Below are 14,964 nucleotides of genomic sequence, written 5' to 3'. Positions count from 1 at the left end.
CTCCGCGCGGGCCGGTGGTGCGCCCCGCCCTGCACCGCGCTTCTGGGCCGAGCTGACACGGAGCGGCCCCCGCGTCAAGCGCCTCCGTCCCCCCACTCTCCTCTCGCTACGCTCGAAGCATGGCTACCCGCACCGACTCCGAGCACGCACCGGCCGAGAAGACGCGGATCCAGAAGGGGTTCGAGGCCGTGCTCGGCCGCGTGCTGAGCTGGCGTGTCGCACGCGCCTGGCTGCTCTACTCCGAGAAGCACGGCCCCGCCCTGGCGGACGGGATCACCTACCGGGCCCTCTTCAGCGTGTTCGCCGCGGTGCTGCTCGGCTTCTCGGCCGCGGGACTGTGGCTGGCCGGGAACCCCGAGGCTCTCGCCGCGCTCGCCCGAGCGGTCGACGCCGCGGTGCCGGGGCTCGTCGGATCCGGCGGACTCATCGACCCCGCGAAGATCACCGCACCCACCGGTCTCTCGATCGCGGGTGTCGTGTCGCTCGCCGGGCTCATCGGCGCGGCGCTCGGCGCGATCGGGTCGCTGCGCATCGCCCTGCGCACGCTCGCCGGCGCCCTCGCCGACGACGTGCAGTGGTACTGGGTGATCGCACGCAACCTCGGACTCGCGCTCGGAATCGGGATCGGCTTCGCGCTGAGCGCCGCGGCCACCGTGATCGGATCTGTGGGGCTGGACCAGATCGCCGACCTGCTCGGCTTCCGGCACTCCCCCGCGACGGCCTGGATCGAGCGGCTGCTGTCGCTGCTCATCGTGTTCGCGCTGGACACCGCGCTCATCGCGGGACTCTTCTCCGTGCTCTCCGGAGTGCGCGCCCGAGCGCGCGCCCTTTGGGCGGGATCCCTCCTCGGCGGCCTCGGCCTGCTCGTGCTGCAGCAGCTGTCGACCCTGTTCGTCGGAGGCGCTGCGTCGAATCCCCTGCTCGCGTCGTTCGCCGCGCTCATCGCGCTGCTGCTGTGGCTGAACCTGTCCGCGCAGGTCGTGCTGCTGGCCGGCGCCTGGATCATCACGGGGGTGGAGGACGACGAGGACCGCACGTCCGGGCGACCGCGAACGTTCGAGGAGCGGCGGCTGGATCGGGCGGAGCGACTGCTCGCGGCGACCACCGCCGAACGCGATGCCGCGCGCGAGGCGGTCTCCGCGCAGCAGCGCCCGTCGCACTGAGTCAGTTCGCCGGGCAGGTGCCGTTCTCGAGCAGCTTCGGGTCGGTCGTGATCGCGCTGTCCGCAGAGAACGTCGCGACCAGGGCGTCGCCGTCCACCCGGAGTCCGCTGAGGTGCACGCCCGCCGGCAGCCGGTCGGCGATGCACAGCTTCTGCGTGGCGAACAGCGGCTTGAGGGCGCTCGCGAAGGGCGAAGAGGTGTCGGAGGCATCGAGCGTCATGGCGCCGATCGTCGCCGAGGTGGGCGTGAAGGTGAGCTCGCCGTCCACCGCCCCCGGAGTGAGCGCGAGGGAGAGCGGGACGCTCGCACCGAACAGCGTCACGGATCCGGTCGCCTTCACGTCGGCGCCGACGAGTGTCACGGACTCGATCGGGGTGGATCCGGCGGCGGCCGTGATCGCCTTCTCGAGCTGATCCGCGGTGATCCGGAAGGTGCCCTTCGCGCTGCCCAGCTCGCCTCCGCGGATGGGCACGCCCGTCGCGTCGACCTGCACGGCGCTCGTGATCGGCCCGAGCGCGACGCTCTTCGAGGAGAGCCGGACGTCGTCCAGCCGCCCTGCCACCAGCTGCGGCAGCACGATCCCGCCCACGTTGACGTCCAGCTGCTGATCGGCGGGCAGCTTCAGCGCCGTGATCACCTGCGAGCGGATCTGCTGCGCGACGACCGCGCGCGCCACGAACTCCCCGCCGACGGCGAGCGCCGCGAGCACGACCACGACGATCCCCACCGCCCACGGCCAGCGAGCCCGTCGTCGCGGCGGCGGAACGGCGATGGGCGCGGACGGCAGCGGCCCGCCGGCGCGAGCCGGCGGAACGACGACGGGGTGCTCGGACCCGAGGTTCCGCGGATACGGCTCGGTCGGGTGCATGCCCTCCTCCGCGCCGCTCACGTCACATCCGCTCCGGAGCGGACACCCCGAGCAGGCCGAGCCCGTTGCGCAGCACCTGGCCGGTCGCGTCGTTCAGCCACAGGCGGGTGCGGTGCACGTCCTCGATCGGCTCGTCGCCCTGCGGGATCACCCGGCAGGTGTCGTACCAGCGGTGGTAGAGCCCGGCGAGCTCCTCCAGGTAGCGCGCGACGCGGTGCGGCTCGCGCACCTCGGCGGCGAAGGCCACGATCCGCGGGAACTCCTGCAGCGCGCCGAGCAGCGCGGACTCGGTCTCGTGGGTGAGCAGCTCCGGGGCGAACGCCGAGCGGTCCACGCCGGAGTCGGCCGCGTTGCGCGCCACGTTGTGCGTGCGGGCGTGCGCGTACTGCACGTAGAACACCGGGTTGTCGTTCGTCCGCTTCTGCAGGAGCTCGGGGTCCAGCGACAGCGGCGAGTCGGCCGGGAAGCGCCCGAGCGAGTACCGCAGCGCATCGGTGCCGAGCCACTCGCGCAGGTCGTCCATCTCGATGATGTTGCCCGCGCGCTTGCTGAGCCGCGCGCCGCCCACGGAGACGAGCTGGCCGATCAGCACCTCGACGTCCTTGTCCGGGTCGTCGCCGGCCGCGCCGGCGAGCGCCTTCAGGCGATGGACGTAGCCGTGGTGATCGGCGCCGAGCAGGTAGATCTTGTGCTCGAAGCCGCGATCGCCCTTGTTCAGGTAGTAGGCGGCATCCGCGGCGAAGTAGGTGTACTCGCCGTTGGAACGGCGGATGACGCGGTCCTTGTCGTCCCCGAAGTCCGTGGTGCGCACCCACACCGCGTCCTCCTGGTCGAAGACGTGCCCCTGCGCGCGCAGGCGGTCGACGGCCTGATCGACGAGGCTCGGCCCGCCGTCCTCGCCCTTGGCGTGCAGGATCCGCTCCGAGAACCACACGTCGAAGACGACGTTGAACTTCGCGAGCGACTCCTTCTGCTCCGCGAGCTGGTACCGGTAGCCGAGCTCGCGGGCGACGAGCTGCTGCTCGGCGTCATCGAGGGAGAGGAAGTCCGGTCGGTCCGCGAGCACGCGCTGCGCGATGTCGGCGATGTAACTGCCGGCGTAGCCGCCCTCCGGGGTCGGCTCCCCCTTCGCCGAGGCGACGATCGACCCGGCGAAGCGCTCCATCTGCGCGCCGGCGTCGTTGATGTAGAACTCGCGGGCGACGTTCGCGCCGCTCGCGTCCAGGAGCCGCGCGATGGCGTCGCCGAGGGCCGCCCAGCGGGTGTGCCCGATGTGCAGCGGCCCGGTGGGGTTCGCCGACACGAACTCGACGTTGATCGAGCGCCCGGCCTGCGAGTCGTTGCGCCCGTACGCCTCTCCCGCGTCGACGATGACCTTCGCCAGGGCGCCGGCGGCGCCGGCCTCGAGACGCACGTTCAGGAAACCGGGGCCGGCCACCTCGGCGGAGGCGATGCCGTCCACCGCGACGAGACCGTCGGCGATCTGCTGTGCGAGCTCACGCGGGTTCGCGCCGAGCTGCTTGGCCAGTCGCATGGCGACGTTGGTCGCCCAGTCGCCGTGATCCCGGTTGCGGGGGCGCTCGAGCACGATGTCGGTGGCGTCGAGCGCCAGCGGCTCCCCCGGTCGTCGCTCGTCCGCGATCGGGGCGAGGACGGACAGGATCGCTGCGGCGAGGGCTTCGGGGTTCATAGGACTCCGATTCTACGGCGTGCGCCTCGCTGCCACCGCCGTCCCCGCGCCCGGCGGGCCGACCGTCCGGTGCCCGATCCGGATGCGCCGCCGGGCTCCCGCCGTCAGGCGGGGATCCCGGCCCTGACCCGGCGCAGCGTCTCCTCGTCGACCTCGACGCCCGCGTGGCGCAGCGCGAGCATCGTCGCCCCGGCCGCGCCACTGTCGACGAGCACGAACGACTGCCTGCCGAAAGCCGCGTCGAGGTGCGCGCGCAGCCGGTCCTGCGGGATCCCGCCGCGGGAGACGATGCTGCCGCCGGCGACGATCGGTCCCGGCGTCCCGCTCACGAGCTCGAGCGTCCGCACCAGCTGGTCTCCGGCTTCGGTGAGGATCCGCCTGGCCACGGGATCCTCCGCATCGGCCGCGTCGAACACGAGCGGGGCGAAGGCCGCGAGCTGCACCGGGCGCCGGGCGTAGAGCGCGCGGACGAGCTGCTCGAGGGCGACGGATCGTCCGTCCTCGCCGCCGCCCGCGTCGCGCGCCCCGGTCGCGCCGGTCGCCTGCAGCACGAGCGGCGTCAGCGCGGTCGCCGGTCCGAGCCCGTCGAGCTCGTCGACCGCCGCCGCGGCCGCGGCGCGTCCGATCCAGAAGCCGCTGCCGCGGTCGCCGAGCAGCCAGCCCAGGCCGTCCGCCGTGGCCACGATCCGGCCGCCCTCCACGCGCACCGCGCTCGCCCCGGTGCCGCACACCAGTCCATAGCCCACGGGGGCGACGGCGCCGCTCGCGTACATCGCGAGCAGATCGGACTCGAAGGTCAGCGTTCCCGCGAAGCCGTCCTGCGTGAGCGGATCCAGGATCCAGTCCGACGCGCCGCCGCGCGCATCGTGACCCGCCATGGCGACGACGATCCACGACACGTCGGCGAGAGTGGCTCCTGCCTCGTCCAGCGCGCCGGCGATCGCACGGCGGACCTCGGCGAGCGCCACGGGAATTCCCGATGACGTCGGATTTCCGCTGGCTCCGCGACCGAACCCGACGCACTCACCCCGGTCCGTCGCGAGCACCGCCCTGGTCGACGTCCCACCCGCGTCCACACCCATCACGAGCATGTTGAACCCCAATTTGTTATCTGTCCTACTTGATTTTTCATCCGCGACCTGATGAGAATGTTTTTCACCCGAACCATGTCGATCCACGACGCGTTTTCACCGGAGGCAATGGTGCCACTCATGCAGGACGTCGGCAACGAGTTGTCGATCACGCAGCGCATCTCGCTGCGGCGTCGGGCGATGCCCAGGGCCATGGCCAAGATCGCCGACGTGATCTCCGCCCACCCCACCGCCCCCGTCGAGCTCACCATCACCGAGCTGGCCGACCAGGCCGGCACCTCCGCCGCGACCGTCACCCGGTTCTGCCGGGCGATCGGCTTCGAGGGCTACACGCAGTTCCGCGTCGGAGTGGCCGCCGAGTCGGGGCGCGGCGACGCGGGCACCACCTGGCGCACCGACATCGCCGAGGACATCGGCCAGGATGACCCGGCGGACCGGGTGCTGCTGACGCTGCTCGGCCTGCACACGCGCAGCATGGAGGTCACCACCAGCCTGCTGGACCTCGACGACGTCCAGCTCGTGGCCGGCGCGATCGCCGAGGCCCGGCACGTCGACATCTACGGCGTCGGCGGCAGCGGCGTGATCGCCGACGAGTTCCGGGGCAGGCTCTACCGCATCGGCGTGAACGCGCACTCCTGGTCGGACGTGCACGACGGCCTCACCAGCGCGGTCCTGCAGGACGCCTCCTCCGTCGCCGTCGGCATCTCGAACACCGGCCGCACCGAGGAGACCATCGAGATGCTGTCCCACGCGCGGGCGGCGGGCGCACTCACGGTCGCGATCACCACCGACGCGGATTCCTGGCTCGCCTCCAGCGCCGACGTCGCCCTGATCACGGCCTCGGAGAACCCCGCCCAGCGCCCCGACGACCTCTCGATCAAGCACGCCCAGCTGCTCGTCATCGACCTGCTCTACGTGCTCGTCGCGCAGCGCACGCTCGGCGAGGCCGCCACCCGACTCGCGGCCAGCGCCATGGCCGTGTCCGCCCACCGCCGCGGACTGTCCGCCCAGGACAAGCACGGCACGAACCGTCAGAAGGAGTCACACCGATGAGCGCCTCCCCCCAGGATCTGCTCCGCGAAGCCGAGACCCGCCTCGAGCGACTCGCCGCCGACGCGCAAGACGGACGGCTGGATCCCGCGATCGAGCTGCTCGTCGCCGCGCTCCGCGACGGAGGCGTGATCCAGGCGTTCGGCACCGGGCACTCCGAGGCCTTCGCGATGGAGATCGCCGGCCGCGCCGGCGGGCTCATCCCCACCAACCGCATCGCCCTGCGGGACATCGTGCTGCACGGCGAGCGCAGCGCCGACGTGCTGACGGGCTCGCTCGAGCGCGAGCCGTGGGTCGTCGACGAGCTCATGGCCGTCTCCCCGGTGACGGAGAACGACGTGTTCGTGATCGCCTCCAACTCCGGCGTGAACGGATCCATCGTCGGCGTCGCCCTGTGGGCGAAGGAGCACGGCCACAAGGTCATCGCCGTCACCAGCCTCGAGCACACCGCACGGGTCGAGCCGAAGCACCCGAGCGGCAAGCGCCTCAGCGAGATCGCCGACGTCGTGATCGACAACCTGGCTCCCTACGGAGACTCCACGCTGCAGGTCACCGACACGATCTCGGCCGGGGCCATCTCGTCGATCACCGCCGCGTTCATCGCGCAGCTGCTCACGCTCGGCGTCGCCCGCACCCTCGCGGAGGCCGGCGAGGTTCCGCCGATGTACATCTCCGCCAACATCCCCGGCGGCGACGAGCACAACTCCGCGCTCGAAGCGCGCTACCTCGACCGGCTCCGCCGCGGCGCCTGAGCGCCCACAGACTCATCCTCACCCTCACCACCCACTAGGAAGGCAACAATCACATGGAAACCAAGGACGCTTCCATCATCAGCCGGCGTTCGCTGCTTCGCGGTGCGGCGCTCGCGGCGGTCATGGTGCCGCTCGGCGTCAGCCTGGCATCCTGCGCCGGTCCGAGCGGCGGCTCCGGCAGCGGCAGCGCCGGAGGCACGAAGTCGGCGGACAACCCGTTCGGCGTCGCGGCGAACTCCAAGGTCGACGCGGTGATCTTCGACGGCGGCTACGGCGTGGACTACGTCGAGAACGCGGCGAAGATCATGGGCGGCAACAAGAAGCTGGACGGCGCGACCGCCAAGATCTCCCCCTCCACCAAGATCGCCCAGGAGCTGCAGCCGCGGTTCGTCGGCGGCAACCCGCCGGACCTCATCGACAACTCCGGTGCGAACTCGATCGGCTGGAACACGATCCTCGACCAGCTCGAGGACCTGACCGACGTGCTCGAGTCGAACAACCTCGAGGGCACCAAGATCAGCGACACGCTCTACGGCGGCGTCAAGGATCCGGGCACCTTCGGCGGCAAGTTCGTGGCGATCAACTACTTCATGACCGTGTTCGGACTGTGGTACTCGTCGAGCCTGTTCGAGAAGGACGGCTACAAGGTCCCGACCAGCTGGCAGGACCTCAAGGACCTGGGCGCAGCGGCCAAGGCGAAGGGCAAGTACCTCTTCGTCTGGGGCAAGGAGGCGGCGACGTACTACCAGACGCTCGTCATCGACTCCGCGGTGATCCAGTCCGGCGACGACGTGCGCCTGCCGCTGGAGAACCTGAAGGAGAACTGCTGGTCGCACCCGACCCTGCAGTCGATCCTGACGATCCTGTACGACCTGATCCAGGCGGGCTACATGAAGCCCGGCGGATCCGGCACGCAGTTCACGCAGGCGCAGTCGCAGTGGAGCCTCGACGAGGCCGCCCTGCTCTACCCCTCGGGCTCGTGGATCGAGAACGAGATGAAGAAGCAGACCGCGGACGGCTTCAAGATGATGGGCATCCCGGAGCTCCCCCTCGACGACAAGCAGACCACGCCGAAGGGCACCATGCGCGCCGAGGCCGGCGAGCCGTTCGTCGTCCCGACCAAGGCGAAGAACGCCGCCGGCGGCAAGGAGCTGCTGCGCACGATGCTGTCGAAGGAGGCCGCGACCTGGACCGCCAAGTCGAAGTTCGCGCCGACCATCGTCAAGGGCACCGTCCCGGACGACGCCTTCGGCTCGACGGCGCTGGCCTCGCAGATCAAGATGCTGGACGCTGCGGGTGAGAACGTCTTCACCATCAAGTCGACCAACCTCTACGGCATGAACTCCGACCAGCTGCCGATCTGGAACTCGTTCCTGGACGGCAAGATGACGGTGGCCGAGATCACCAAGGCGCTGCAGGACCTGGTCGACAAGGTCCGTAACGACAGCTCTGTCACGAAGATCGAGATCAAGTAATGACCATAAGCGGTCCGGGAGTGTCCGGCGCGGAGTTGGACACCGCAGCCGTGACCGCTCCCCGCACGGGGCGCCGCAAGGCGCCCCGTGCGGGGCTTCCCCGGAAGCTCACCCCCGATTACATCTCGTTCCTCGCGGTCTTCTTCGTCCTCCCGGTCGCGCTCTTCCTGGTGTTCGTCATCTGGCCGTTCATCCAGGCGGTCTATGTCTCGCTCACGAACTGGACCGGCTTCTCGCCCAACATGTCTTTCGTGGGGCTCGACAACTTCGTCCGGCTGTTCCAGGACTCGGCGTTCATGCAGGCCATGGCGAACAACGCGCTGCTCGCCGTCGTCGTCCCGCTCGTCACGATCGTGATCGCGCTCCTGTTCGCCAGCCTGATCACCGTCGGCGGCCCGAGCCACGGCCAGGTCCGGGGGCTGAGAGGCTCGACCTTCTACCGCGTGGTGTCGTTCTTCCCGTACGTCATCCCCGCGATCGTCATCGCGATCCTGTGGAACATGATCTACGCCCCCAGTGGACTGCTCAACGGCGTCCTGGGCGTCCTCGGCATCGACACGAACCAGTTCGCGTGGCTGGGCGATCAGCGCACGGCGATGGCCGCCTCGATCTTCGTCATGGTCTGGGGAATGGTCGGCTTCTACATGGTGCTCTTCATCGCGGCCATCAAGGGGATCCCCGCGGAGACCCTCGAGGCCGCGCGCATCGACGGCGCCGGACGGTTCCGTACGGTGACGTCGATCATGCTGCCGCAGATCCGCGACAACGTGCAGACCTCGTACATCTACCTGGGCATCGCCGCACTGGATGCCTTCGTCTACATGGCCGGCCTGAACTCGACAGGCGGTCCCAACAACTCGACCCTGGTGATGAGCCAGTACCTGTTCCGCACGGCCTTCGAGAAGGGCCAGTTCGGTCTGGCGACCGCGATGGGCGTCGTGCTCGCCGTGCTCTCGCTGGCCTTCGCCGGAATCGTCATGCTGGTGTTCCGCCTCATCGGCGGCAAGGATGAAGGGGGACGCTCATGAGCCTCGACACGCGCGCCGCGGTCACGGTCGGACGCAAGACCAACGACGTCCACATCACGAAGTCGACGACGAGCGACAAGGTGGTCGGCGGCGTCTCGCACGTGGTGCTGGCGCTCTGGTCGCTGGTCGTGATCCTTCCCCTGGTGTGGACGATCATCGGCTCGTTCAAGACCACGAAAGAGATCTTCAAGTCGCCGTTCGGCCTGCCTGCGCAGTGGAACTTCGACAACTACGTCACCGCCTGGGTCGGGAACAACTTCGGCGGGATGTTCCTGAACACGGTCATCGTCGTCGGCTTCTCGCTCTTCTTCGTGATGCTGCTGGGCGCGATGTGCGCCTACGTGCTCGCGAGGTTCGAGGTGCCGGGCAGCCGGGTCGTCTACTACCTGATGCTCGCGGGGCTCACCTTCCCGGTGTTCCTCGCGATCGTGCCCCTGTTCGGGATCCTGCAGAACATCGGGCTGCTCGGGACCCTGCCCGGCCTGATCGTCGTGTACGTGGCCTACGCGCTGCCGTTCACCGTGTTCTTCCTGTACTCGTTCTTCAAGTCGCTGTCGTACGAGATCCAGGAGGCGGCCTACCTGGACGGCGCCAGCGAGTGGCGCACGTTCTTCCAGGTGATGCTGCCGATGGCCAAGCCCGGCCTCGCCGCGATCGCGATCATGAACTTCCTCGGCCTGTGGAACCAGTTCCTGCTCCCGATCGCGTTGAACCCGAACAAGGACAACTACGTGCTCAGCCAGGGCATGGCGTCGTTCGCCTCGTCGGCGGGCTACTCGCTCGACTTCGGCGCGATGTTCGCCGCGGTGATCATCACCATCATCCCGGTGCTGATCATCTACATCCTGTTCCAGCGCCAGCTGCAGGGATCCGTCTCGCAGGGCACCTCGAAGTAGTCGGTGGGACGGATGGCCTGGAGCCATCCGTCCCACCCCCTCGTCCGCAGCGCCGAGCGCTCGCACCCGCCGCGCCGCCGCCGGCGCACCCCCTGGAGAACGATGTCGATTTCCGCAGACACCGCTGCACACCGCCCGACCCCCGCACAGCTGCGCTGGCAGCGCGGCGGCATCGGGGTCTTCCTGCATTTCGGGCTGAACACCTTCGCCGGTGTGGAGTGGAGCGACGGAACGCTGTCCCCGGCGAGTTTCGACCCGCGACGGCTCGACGCCCGGCAGTGGGTCGCGGCAGCGCGGGTGGCGGGCGCGACCTACGTCGTGCTGACGGCCAAGCATCACGACGGCTTCTGCCTGTGGCCCACGTCCACGACCGACTACTCCGTGGCTTCGAGCCCCTGGCGCGACGGGGCGGGCGACGTCGTCCGGGAGCTCGCCGATGCGTGCGCCGAGGCGGGGATGGGCCTCGGGCTCTATCTCTCGCCGTGGGACCGTCACGAGCCCCGCTACTCCGACGCCGCGGCCTATGACGACTTCTACTGCGCGCAGCTCACCGAGCTGTGCACGCAGTACGGAGATCTCGTCGAGATCTGGTTCGACGGCGCAGGCTCCGCCGGCCGGAGCTACGACTGGAAGACGATCATCGAGGTGGTCCGCACCCACCAGCCCGGCGCCGTGGTCTTCAACATGGGCGATCCCGACATCCGATGGGTCGGCAACGAAGACGGCCTCGCCGCGGATCCCGTCGAGTACGTCGTCGACGTGACGCGCAACGATGTCCACACCGACGAGGTCCTCGACTTCGGCGAGCGCTATCTGCCTCCCGAGTGCGACGTCTCGCTGCGCCACGGCTGGTTCTGGCACCCCGACGACGCCCCCAAGACCCTGGAGCACCTGCTGGCGATCCACTACCGGTCCGTGGGGCTGGGCGCCAACCTGCTGCTGAACGTTCCCCCGAACCGGGACGGACTTATCGACGATGCGGACCTGACCCGCCTGCAGGAGTATTCGGACGAGCTCGAACGCCGCTTCGCGGCACCGCGCACGGCCGCTCTCACGGCTGTCGCGCCCGGTCGGTGGCGGGCGGACTTCGGCTCCGAGGTCACGCTCGATCACCTCGAGCTCGTCGAGGATCTCGAGGGCGGTCAACGCGTCGCCGCGCACCGCATCGTGGCGTCCGGCGCGGAGATCGCCGCGGGTCAGACCATCGGCGCCGGACGACTGCACGCGTTCCCCGCGCTCACGCTGTCCGAGGTCGAGATCGAGCTGACCGGGCCCGATCCCGTCCTCACCTCGGTACGCGGTTTCCGCACCGGGAGCGAGAGCATCCCCGTTCCGCCCTCCGTCGAGGAGTACCGCGCGGCCGACGGGGACATGATCCTCATGTGACCCTCGTCACGAAAGCTCCCGCAGGGCGTTCGAAGCAGCGCTCTCCGACGAAGGAGGGCCGTCCCCTGGGGACGGCCCTCCTGCGTCGTCTCGGCCCGGAGCCCGCTCAGCGGCGCGCGGGCTGGTGCGCCGCGAAGTAGGCGAGCACCTCGTCGGGCAGCGCAGGGATCTCCTGCGGACGGGATCCGGATCGGATCGAGATCGCGCCGGCGATCCCCGCGGCGACCGCGTCGCGCGCGGCCACCGGGCTGGTGTCGGTCGGGCTGCCGTGGCGCACGAAGGCGACGAACTCGGCGACCGTGAGCGGATCCGCTCCCCCGTGCCCTCCCTCGCCGCCGTCCTCGATCGGATAGCGCACGTGCCCCTTCTCGAGGTAGTCGCTGCGGGCGTTCCAGAGGCGGATCTCGCCGCCCGTGCCGTCGTCGAAGTTCTCGATGCGCCCCTCGGTGCCGATCACCGTGTAGTTGCGCCAATAGTCCGGCGTGAAGTGGCACTGCTGGTAGCTCAGGAGGACACCGGAGTCCGTCCGCATCATGATCATCGAGATGTCCTCGACGTCGATGACCGGATTCAGATCCTGCTGCGCACGCGGTGGCCAGCTGTCCATCGAGAACCAGTCCCCCATGCGCCGGTCGGAGTTGTCCCGCCGGGACTCGACATCCCCGTACACCGCGAGGTCGCCGACTCCGACCACCGTGCGGGACGACGTCCCCGCGAGCCAGTGCATGACGTCGATGTCGTGGGCGCCCTTCTGCAGCAGCAGGCTCATGGCCTTGTCCCGCTCGGCGTGCCAGTCCTTGAAGTAGTAATCGCCCCCGTGACCGACGAAGTGGCGGCACCAGATCGCCTTGACCTCGCCGACCTCGCCCCGGTCGACGATGTCCTTCATCATGCGCACCACTCGCATGTGCCGCATGTTGTGCCCCACGTAGAGCTTGGATCCCGTCCGATACGCGGTCTGCAGGATCCGATCGGCGTCCTCGATCGAGATCGCGAGGGGCTTCTCCAGGTAGACGGGGACGCCGCCCTCCAGAAGCTCGACAGAGATGTCGGCATGCGTGAAGTCGGGCGTCGTGACGAAGGCTCCGTCGAGCACGACGCCGGAGGCGAGCAGCTCGGTCACGGAGGCGAACACCGGCACGTCGCCGAACAGCTGCGCCGCCCGCGCACCGGACTGCGGTGCGGGGTCGACCGCAGCGACCACACGGCCGTCCACGGCCTCGACGTGCCGGGCGACCCCGGCCCGGGCCCCCACGCCGACCACCGCCGCGCGGAACGGCTCGGCCGACGGGGTCTGGTCGGGTTCTGTCATGTCTTTCCTTTCGGATCTGGTTCGGAGAGGCCGGACCGGCGGTCCCGGTCCGGCCTCCCGCGAGGGGACTATCGCACGGTCAGCGTCACGTACTGCGTCGTGTCACCCTGTGCCTGCTGCTCCAGCCGCATCCGCTCGTTGACGTACTGCAGAGCGAGGCCGCTGTTGCGGTTGACCAGGCGATAGGTGGTGGAGCCGTCGAGCGAGGTGCCGTCGGTCGCCACCCGCTGCAGGTACCACTGGTCGCTGCCGCCCGGGGTGCCGAGGCCCGCCGAGGTCAGCGGCTGGGCGTCGGCCTCCCGCGCCCCCACGGTGACGACGGCGTCGACCGCGCGCTTCGCGGCCGGGGTGCTGCCGGCGACCTGCAGGGTGCGGCCGGTGGACGAGTCGACGAGCCGGTAGAACCCGCTGTTCCCGCCGTCGCCCCTGGTGTCCTCGACCGGCTGGAGCTTCCAGGTGGAGACACCCGTCGCCGCACCGTTTCCGCCGTCCAGACCGGGCCCGCGGTTCGCGGTCACCGCCTTGCCTCCGACGCGCAGCACGTAGGCCGAGTCCGCGGTCACGGCATCGCCGGCAGTGTCCTGCGGCGCGTACTCCGTGCTCACGGCGGCGCTCCCGTCACCGGCCGTCTGCGCGATGTCCACGACCTTGCCGTTCAGATCCGAGATCGTCAGGAAGGAGCGCCCCGTGACGTTCTGGTTCGTCAGGCTGCCGTTGTCGAGAGAGGTGAGATAGCCGCCGTTGGAGCCGGCGGGCATGAGCCCGACGACCTTCCAGGAGTTCGGATCGCCCAGATCCGCCGTCTCGTACACGTTTCCGTCGTACCCCACGATCCGGTAGAGCCCCGAGAACGCGTTGTAGGAGATCGCCGACTCGTTGTTCGCCGACGGCAGGTACAGATGCTTCGAGATCGGATCCTTGTAGTACGCGCTGTTCGTGATGAGGTCGACGGTCTGCGCGGCGCCGGAGGACGGGTCCGTCTGGGTGACGTAGATGCCGCCCGTGACGACCTTGACGCCGTTCTCGTACTTGTCGTCGACGGCCTTGAGGGTCATGTCCTGCCCCGTCACCGGGTCGCGGTAGGAGACCGTGCGATCCGGGGCGGACTGCCCCGTCGCGTCGTTCACGATCGTGTGCGCCAGGGTGTTCGCCGTGTACGTCGCGCCGGAGGCGTCGGCGAACGCGATCAGATGGTCGGCGCCGACCTTCGCCGCCTGGTACGAGGCGTCGGCGTGCTCCCCCGAGCCGCGCCAGGCGATGACGTCGGTCGTGGGATCGTACGACACGTTCAGGCCGCCGATGGAGTTGACGTTCCCGTCGATGCCGCCGATCCCCGGCTGCGACCACGACCCGTCGTGCCACTTCTGCCAGGTGCCGCTGGCCATTCCGCCGCTGATCGGCGCGCGCGCCATCTCGGTCCAGCTGGCCAGGGTCGACGACGCCGGCTTCTTGTAGATCTTCACGTTGTAGGTGATGTAGAAGTAGCCGGTGGAGTAGTCGATGAACAGCCGGCACCCGGAGTTCCCGAACGGGTAGGACTGGCCCGGTGAGGCGGTGGCGTCGATGACCTGGTCGTCATCCCATGCCGACGTGAGCGCCGGCCCGGCGTACTGCCAGGTGCCGCCCTCGTCCTTCGAGGTCGCGAGCAGGATCCGGTTGTTGTGGTGGCCGGTGGAGACCTTGTCGGCGATCGTGGCGTTCGCGCCCTTGGTCTGCCAGGGGTCGAACTGGTACTCGTCGTTGAGCAGCGCATGCCAGGTGCCCTGGGGATCCACCCACACGCCGATGACGTCGCAGTGGTCGTCCTGCTGCGGCGACGGGATGGGGAACACCGGGTCCTTGTCGAGCTGGTAGCAGATCGTGCCCGCGTCGGCGTAGTACGCGGGCGCCTCCGCCTTCTGCGTCGTGGTGCCCATGCCGGCGGACACCGCGCTCATGTCGGTGTTCGTGAAGGTGCGGGCCCACGCACTGGCGGGGTTCGTGCTGTACGCCGTGAGCGCGTTGGTCCAGTGGAACCGTCCGTCTCTGCCGAGGTAGGCGGATCCGGCGATGTCGCTGGTCAGGCCGCCCTTCATCGTCGTGCTGCCCGCAGCGACGTACTGCGGCGGGGACGGGACGGTGTCGGCCTGCGCGGCGGCGGGCAGAGCGAGCGCGAGGACGGCGCCGGCGGCGAGAGCCGGGGTCATCCGCCACCAGCGGGCTTTGCGATGTGCGGTGCGGTGCGGTTTCATGGTGATGCCCTTTCCTTTTCCT

General features: G+C 69.6%; 12 protein-coding genes. 7 read left to right on the top strand and 5 right to left on the bottom strand.

All coding sequences use genetic code 11. The features are described 5' to 3' along the window. Positions 1 to 119 precede the first annotated feature (119 nt). Positions 120 to 1,163, top strand: a complete 1,044-nt coding sequence (locus tag WFJ17_RS05835; RefSeq protein ID WP_336647909.1) for a YhjD/YihY/BrkB family envelope integrity protein — start codon at positions 120 to 122, stop codon at positions 1,161 to 1,163. A gap of 1 nt (position 1,164) precedes the next feature. Here the strand turns inward: WFJ17_RS05835 and WFJ17_RS05830 are convergent, their stop codons facing one another. The 3 genes from WFJ17_RS05830 to WFJ17_RS05820 form a co-directional block, all read right to left on the bottom strand. Next, positions 1,165 to 2,052 (bottom strand): LmeA family phospholipid-binding protein, encoded by an 888-nt coding sequence (locus WFJ17_RS05830; RefSeq protein ID WP_336647908.1) that lies wholly within the window; start codon positions 2,050 to 2,052, stop codon positions 1,165 to 1,167. A gap of 1 nt (position 2,053) precedes the next feature. Beyond that, the gene (argS, locus tag WFJ17_RS05825) at positions 2,054 to 3,721 is read right to left on the bottom strand and encodes an arginine--tRNA ligase (protein WP_251444735.1); all 1,668 of its coding nucleotides are present in this window, start codon (positions 3,719 to 3,721) and stop codon (positions 2,054 to 2,056) included. A gap of 104 nt (positions 3,722 to 3,825) precedes the next feature. After that, entirely contained in the window at positions 3,826 to 4,803 is a 978-nt protein-coding gene (locus WFJ17_RS05820) for an N-acetylglucosamine kinase (RefSeq protein ID WP_336647907.1), read from the bottom strand. 129 nt (positions 4,804 to 4,932) lie between these two features. Here WFJ17_RS05820 and WFJ17_RS05815 point away from each other — a divergent pair, with 129 nt between their 5' ends. The 6 genes from WFJ17_RS05815 (at position 4,933) to WFJ17_RS05790 (ending at position 11,399) form a co-directional block, all read left to right on the top strand. Further along, positions 4,933 to 5,865, top strand: coding sequence for a MurR/RpiR family transcriptional regulator (locus WFJ17_RS05815; RefSeq protein ID WP_336647906.1), 933 nt, complete (start codon positions 4,933 to 4,935; stop codon positions 5,863 to 5,865). Then, positions 5,862 to 6,614 carry a sugar isomerase domain-containing protein gene (locus tag WFJ17_RS05810; RefSeq protein ID WP_251444738.1) on the top strand — a complete coding sequence of 251 codons (753 nt, stop codon included), beginning with the start codon at positions 5,862 to 5,864 and terminating at the stop codon, positions 6,612 to 6,614. The genes WFJ17_RS05815 and WFJ17_RS05810 overlap by 4 nt, the downstream gene beginning before the upstream one ends. Before the next feature lie 53 nt (positions 6,615 to 6,667). Further along, entirely contained in the window at positions 6,668 to 8,089 is a 1,422-nt protein-coding gene (ngcE, locus tag WFJ17_RS05805; RefSeq protein ID WP_251444743.1) for an N-acetylglucosamine/diacetylchitobiose ABC transporter substrate-binding protein, read from the top strand. 50 nt (positions 8,090 to 8,139) lie between these two features. After that, positions 8,140 to 9,117: a carbohydrate ABC transporter permease gene (locus WFJ17_RS05800; RefSeq protein ID WP_336647905.1), complete on the top strand. Its 978-nt coding sequence runs from the start codon at positions 8,140 to 8,142 to the stop codon at positions 9,115 to 9,117. Further along, positions 9,114 to 10,013: a carbohydrate ABC transporter permease gene (locus WFJ17_RS05795; RefSeq protein WP_251444748.1), complete on the top strand. Its 900-nt coding sequence runs from the start codon at positions 9,114 to 9,116 to the stop codon at positions 10,011 to 10,013. Before WFJ17_RS05800 ends, WFJ17_RS05795 begins: the two co-directional genes overlap by 4 nt. Before the next feature lie 102 nt (positions 10,014 to 10,115). Then, on the top strand, positions 10,116 to 11,399 hold the full coding sequence (locus tag WFJ17_RS05790; RefSeq protein WP_336647904.1) for an alpha-L-fucosidase: 1,284 nt from the start codon (positions 10,116 to 10,118) through the stop codon (positions 11,397 to 11,399). Positions 11,400 to 11,505: 106 nt separating this feature from the next. Here WFJ17_RS05790 and WFJ17_RS05785 read toward each other — a convergent pair whose 3' ends face one another. Beyond that, positions 11,506 to 12,711 (bottom strand): Gfo/Idh/MocA family protein, encoded by a 1,206-nt coding sequence (locus WFJ17_RS05785; protein ID WP_251444754.1) that lies wholly within the window; start codon positions 12,709 to 12,711, stop codon positions 11,506 to 11,508. 68 nt (positions 12,712 to 12,779) lie between these two features. Continuing rightward, the gene (locus tag WFJ17_RS05780) at positions 12,780 to 14,942 is read right to left on the bottom strand and encodes a hypothetical protein (RefSeq protein WP_336647903.1); all 2,163 of its coding nucleotides are present in this window, start codon (positions 14,940 to 14,942) and stop codon (positions 12,780 to 12,782) included. Positions 14,943 to 14,964 lie beyond the last annotated feature (22 nt).

Source organism: Microbacterium sp. MMO-10 (genome assembly GCF_037148715.1).
GTDB lineage: Bacteria > Actinomycetota > Actinomycetes > Actinomycetales > Microbacteriaceae > Microbacterium.
This window is presented reverse-complemented; position numbering and strand designations above follow the sequence as displayed.

What these genes read in the sequence shown, in the direction of transcription:
- WFJ17_RS05835 (WP_336647909.1), top strand. Translation starts at nt 120, where the DNA reads ATGGCTACCCGCACCGACTCCGAGCACGCACCGGCCGAGAAGACGCGG.
- argS (WP_251444735.1), bottom strand. Translation starts at nt 3,721, where the DNA reads ATGAACCCCGAAGCCCTCGCCGCAGCGATCCTGTCCGTCCTCGCCCCG.
- WFJ17_RS05820 (WP_336647907.1), bottom strand. Translation starts at nt 4,803, where the DNA reads ATGGGTGTGGACGCGGGTGGGACGTCGACCAGGGCGGTGCTCGCGACG.
- WFJ17_RS05815 (WP_336647906.1), top strand. Translation starts at nt 4,933, where the DNA reads ATGCAGGACGTCGGCAACGAGTTGTCGATCACGCAGCGCATCTCGCTG.
- WFJ17_RS05810 (WP_251444738.1), top strand. Translation starts at nt 5,862, where the DNA reads ATGAGCGCCTCCCCCCAGGATCTGCTCCGCGAAGCCGAGACCCGCCTC.
- ngcE (WP_251444743.1), top strand. Translation starts at nt 6,668, where the DNA reads ATGGAAACCAAGGACGCTTCCATCATCAGCCGGCGTTCGCTGCTTCGC.
- WFJ17_RS05795 (WP_251444748.1), top strand. Translation starts at nt 9,114, where the DNA reads ATGAGCCTCGACACGCGCGCCGCGGTCACGGTCGGACGCAAGACCAAC.
- WFJ17_RS05790 (WP_336647904.1), top strand. Translation starts at nt 10,116, where the DNA reads ATGTCGATTTCCGCAGACACCGCTGCACACCGCCCGACCCCCGCACAG.
- WFJ17_RS05785 (WP_251444754.1), bottom strand. Translation starts at nt 12,711, where the DNA reads ATGACAGAACCCGACCAGACCCCGTCGGCCGAGCCGTTCCGCGCGGCG.
- WFJ17_RS05780 (WP_336647903.1), bottom strand. Translation starts at nt 14,942, where the DNA reads ATGAAACCGCACCGCACCGCACATCGCAAAGCCCGCTGGTGGCGGATG.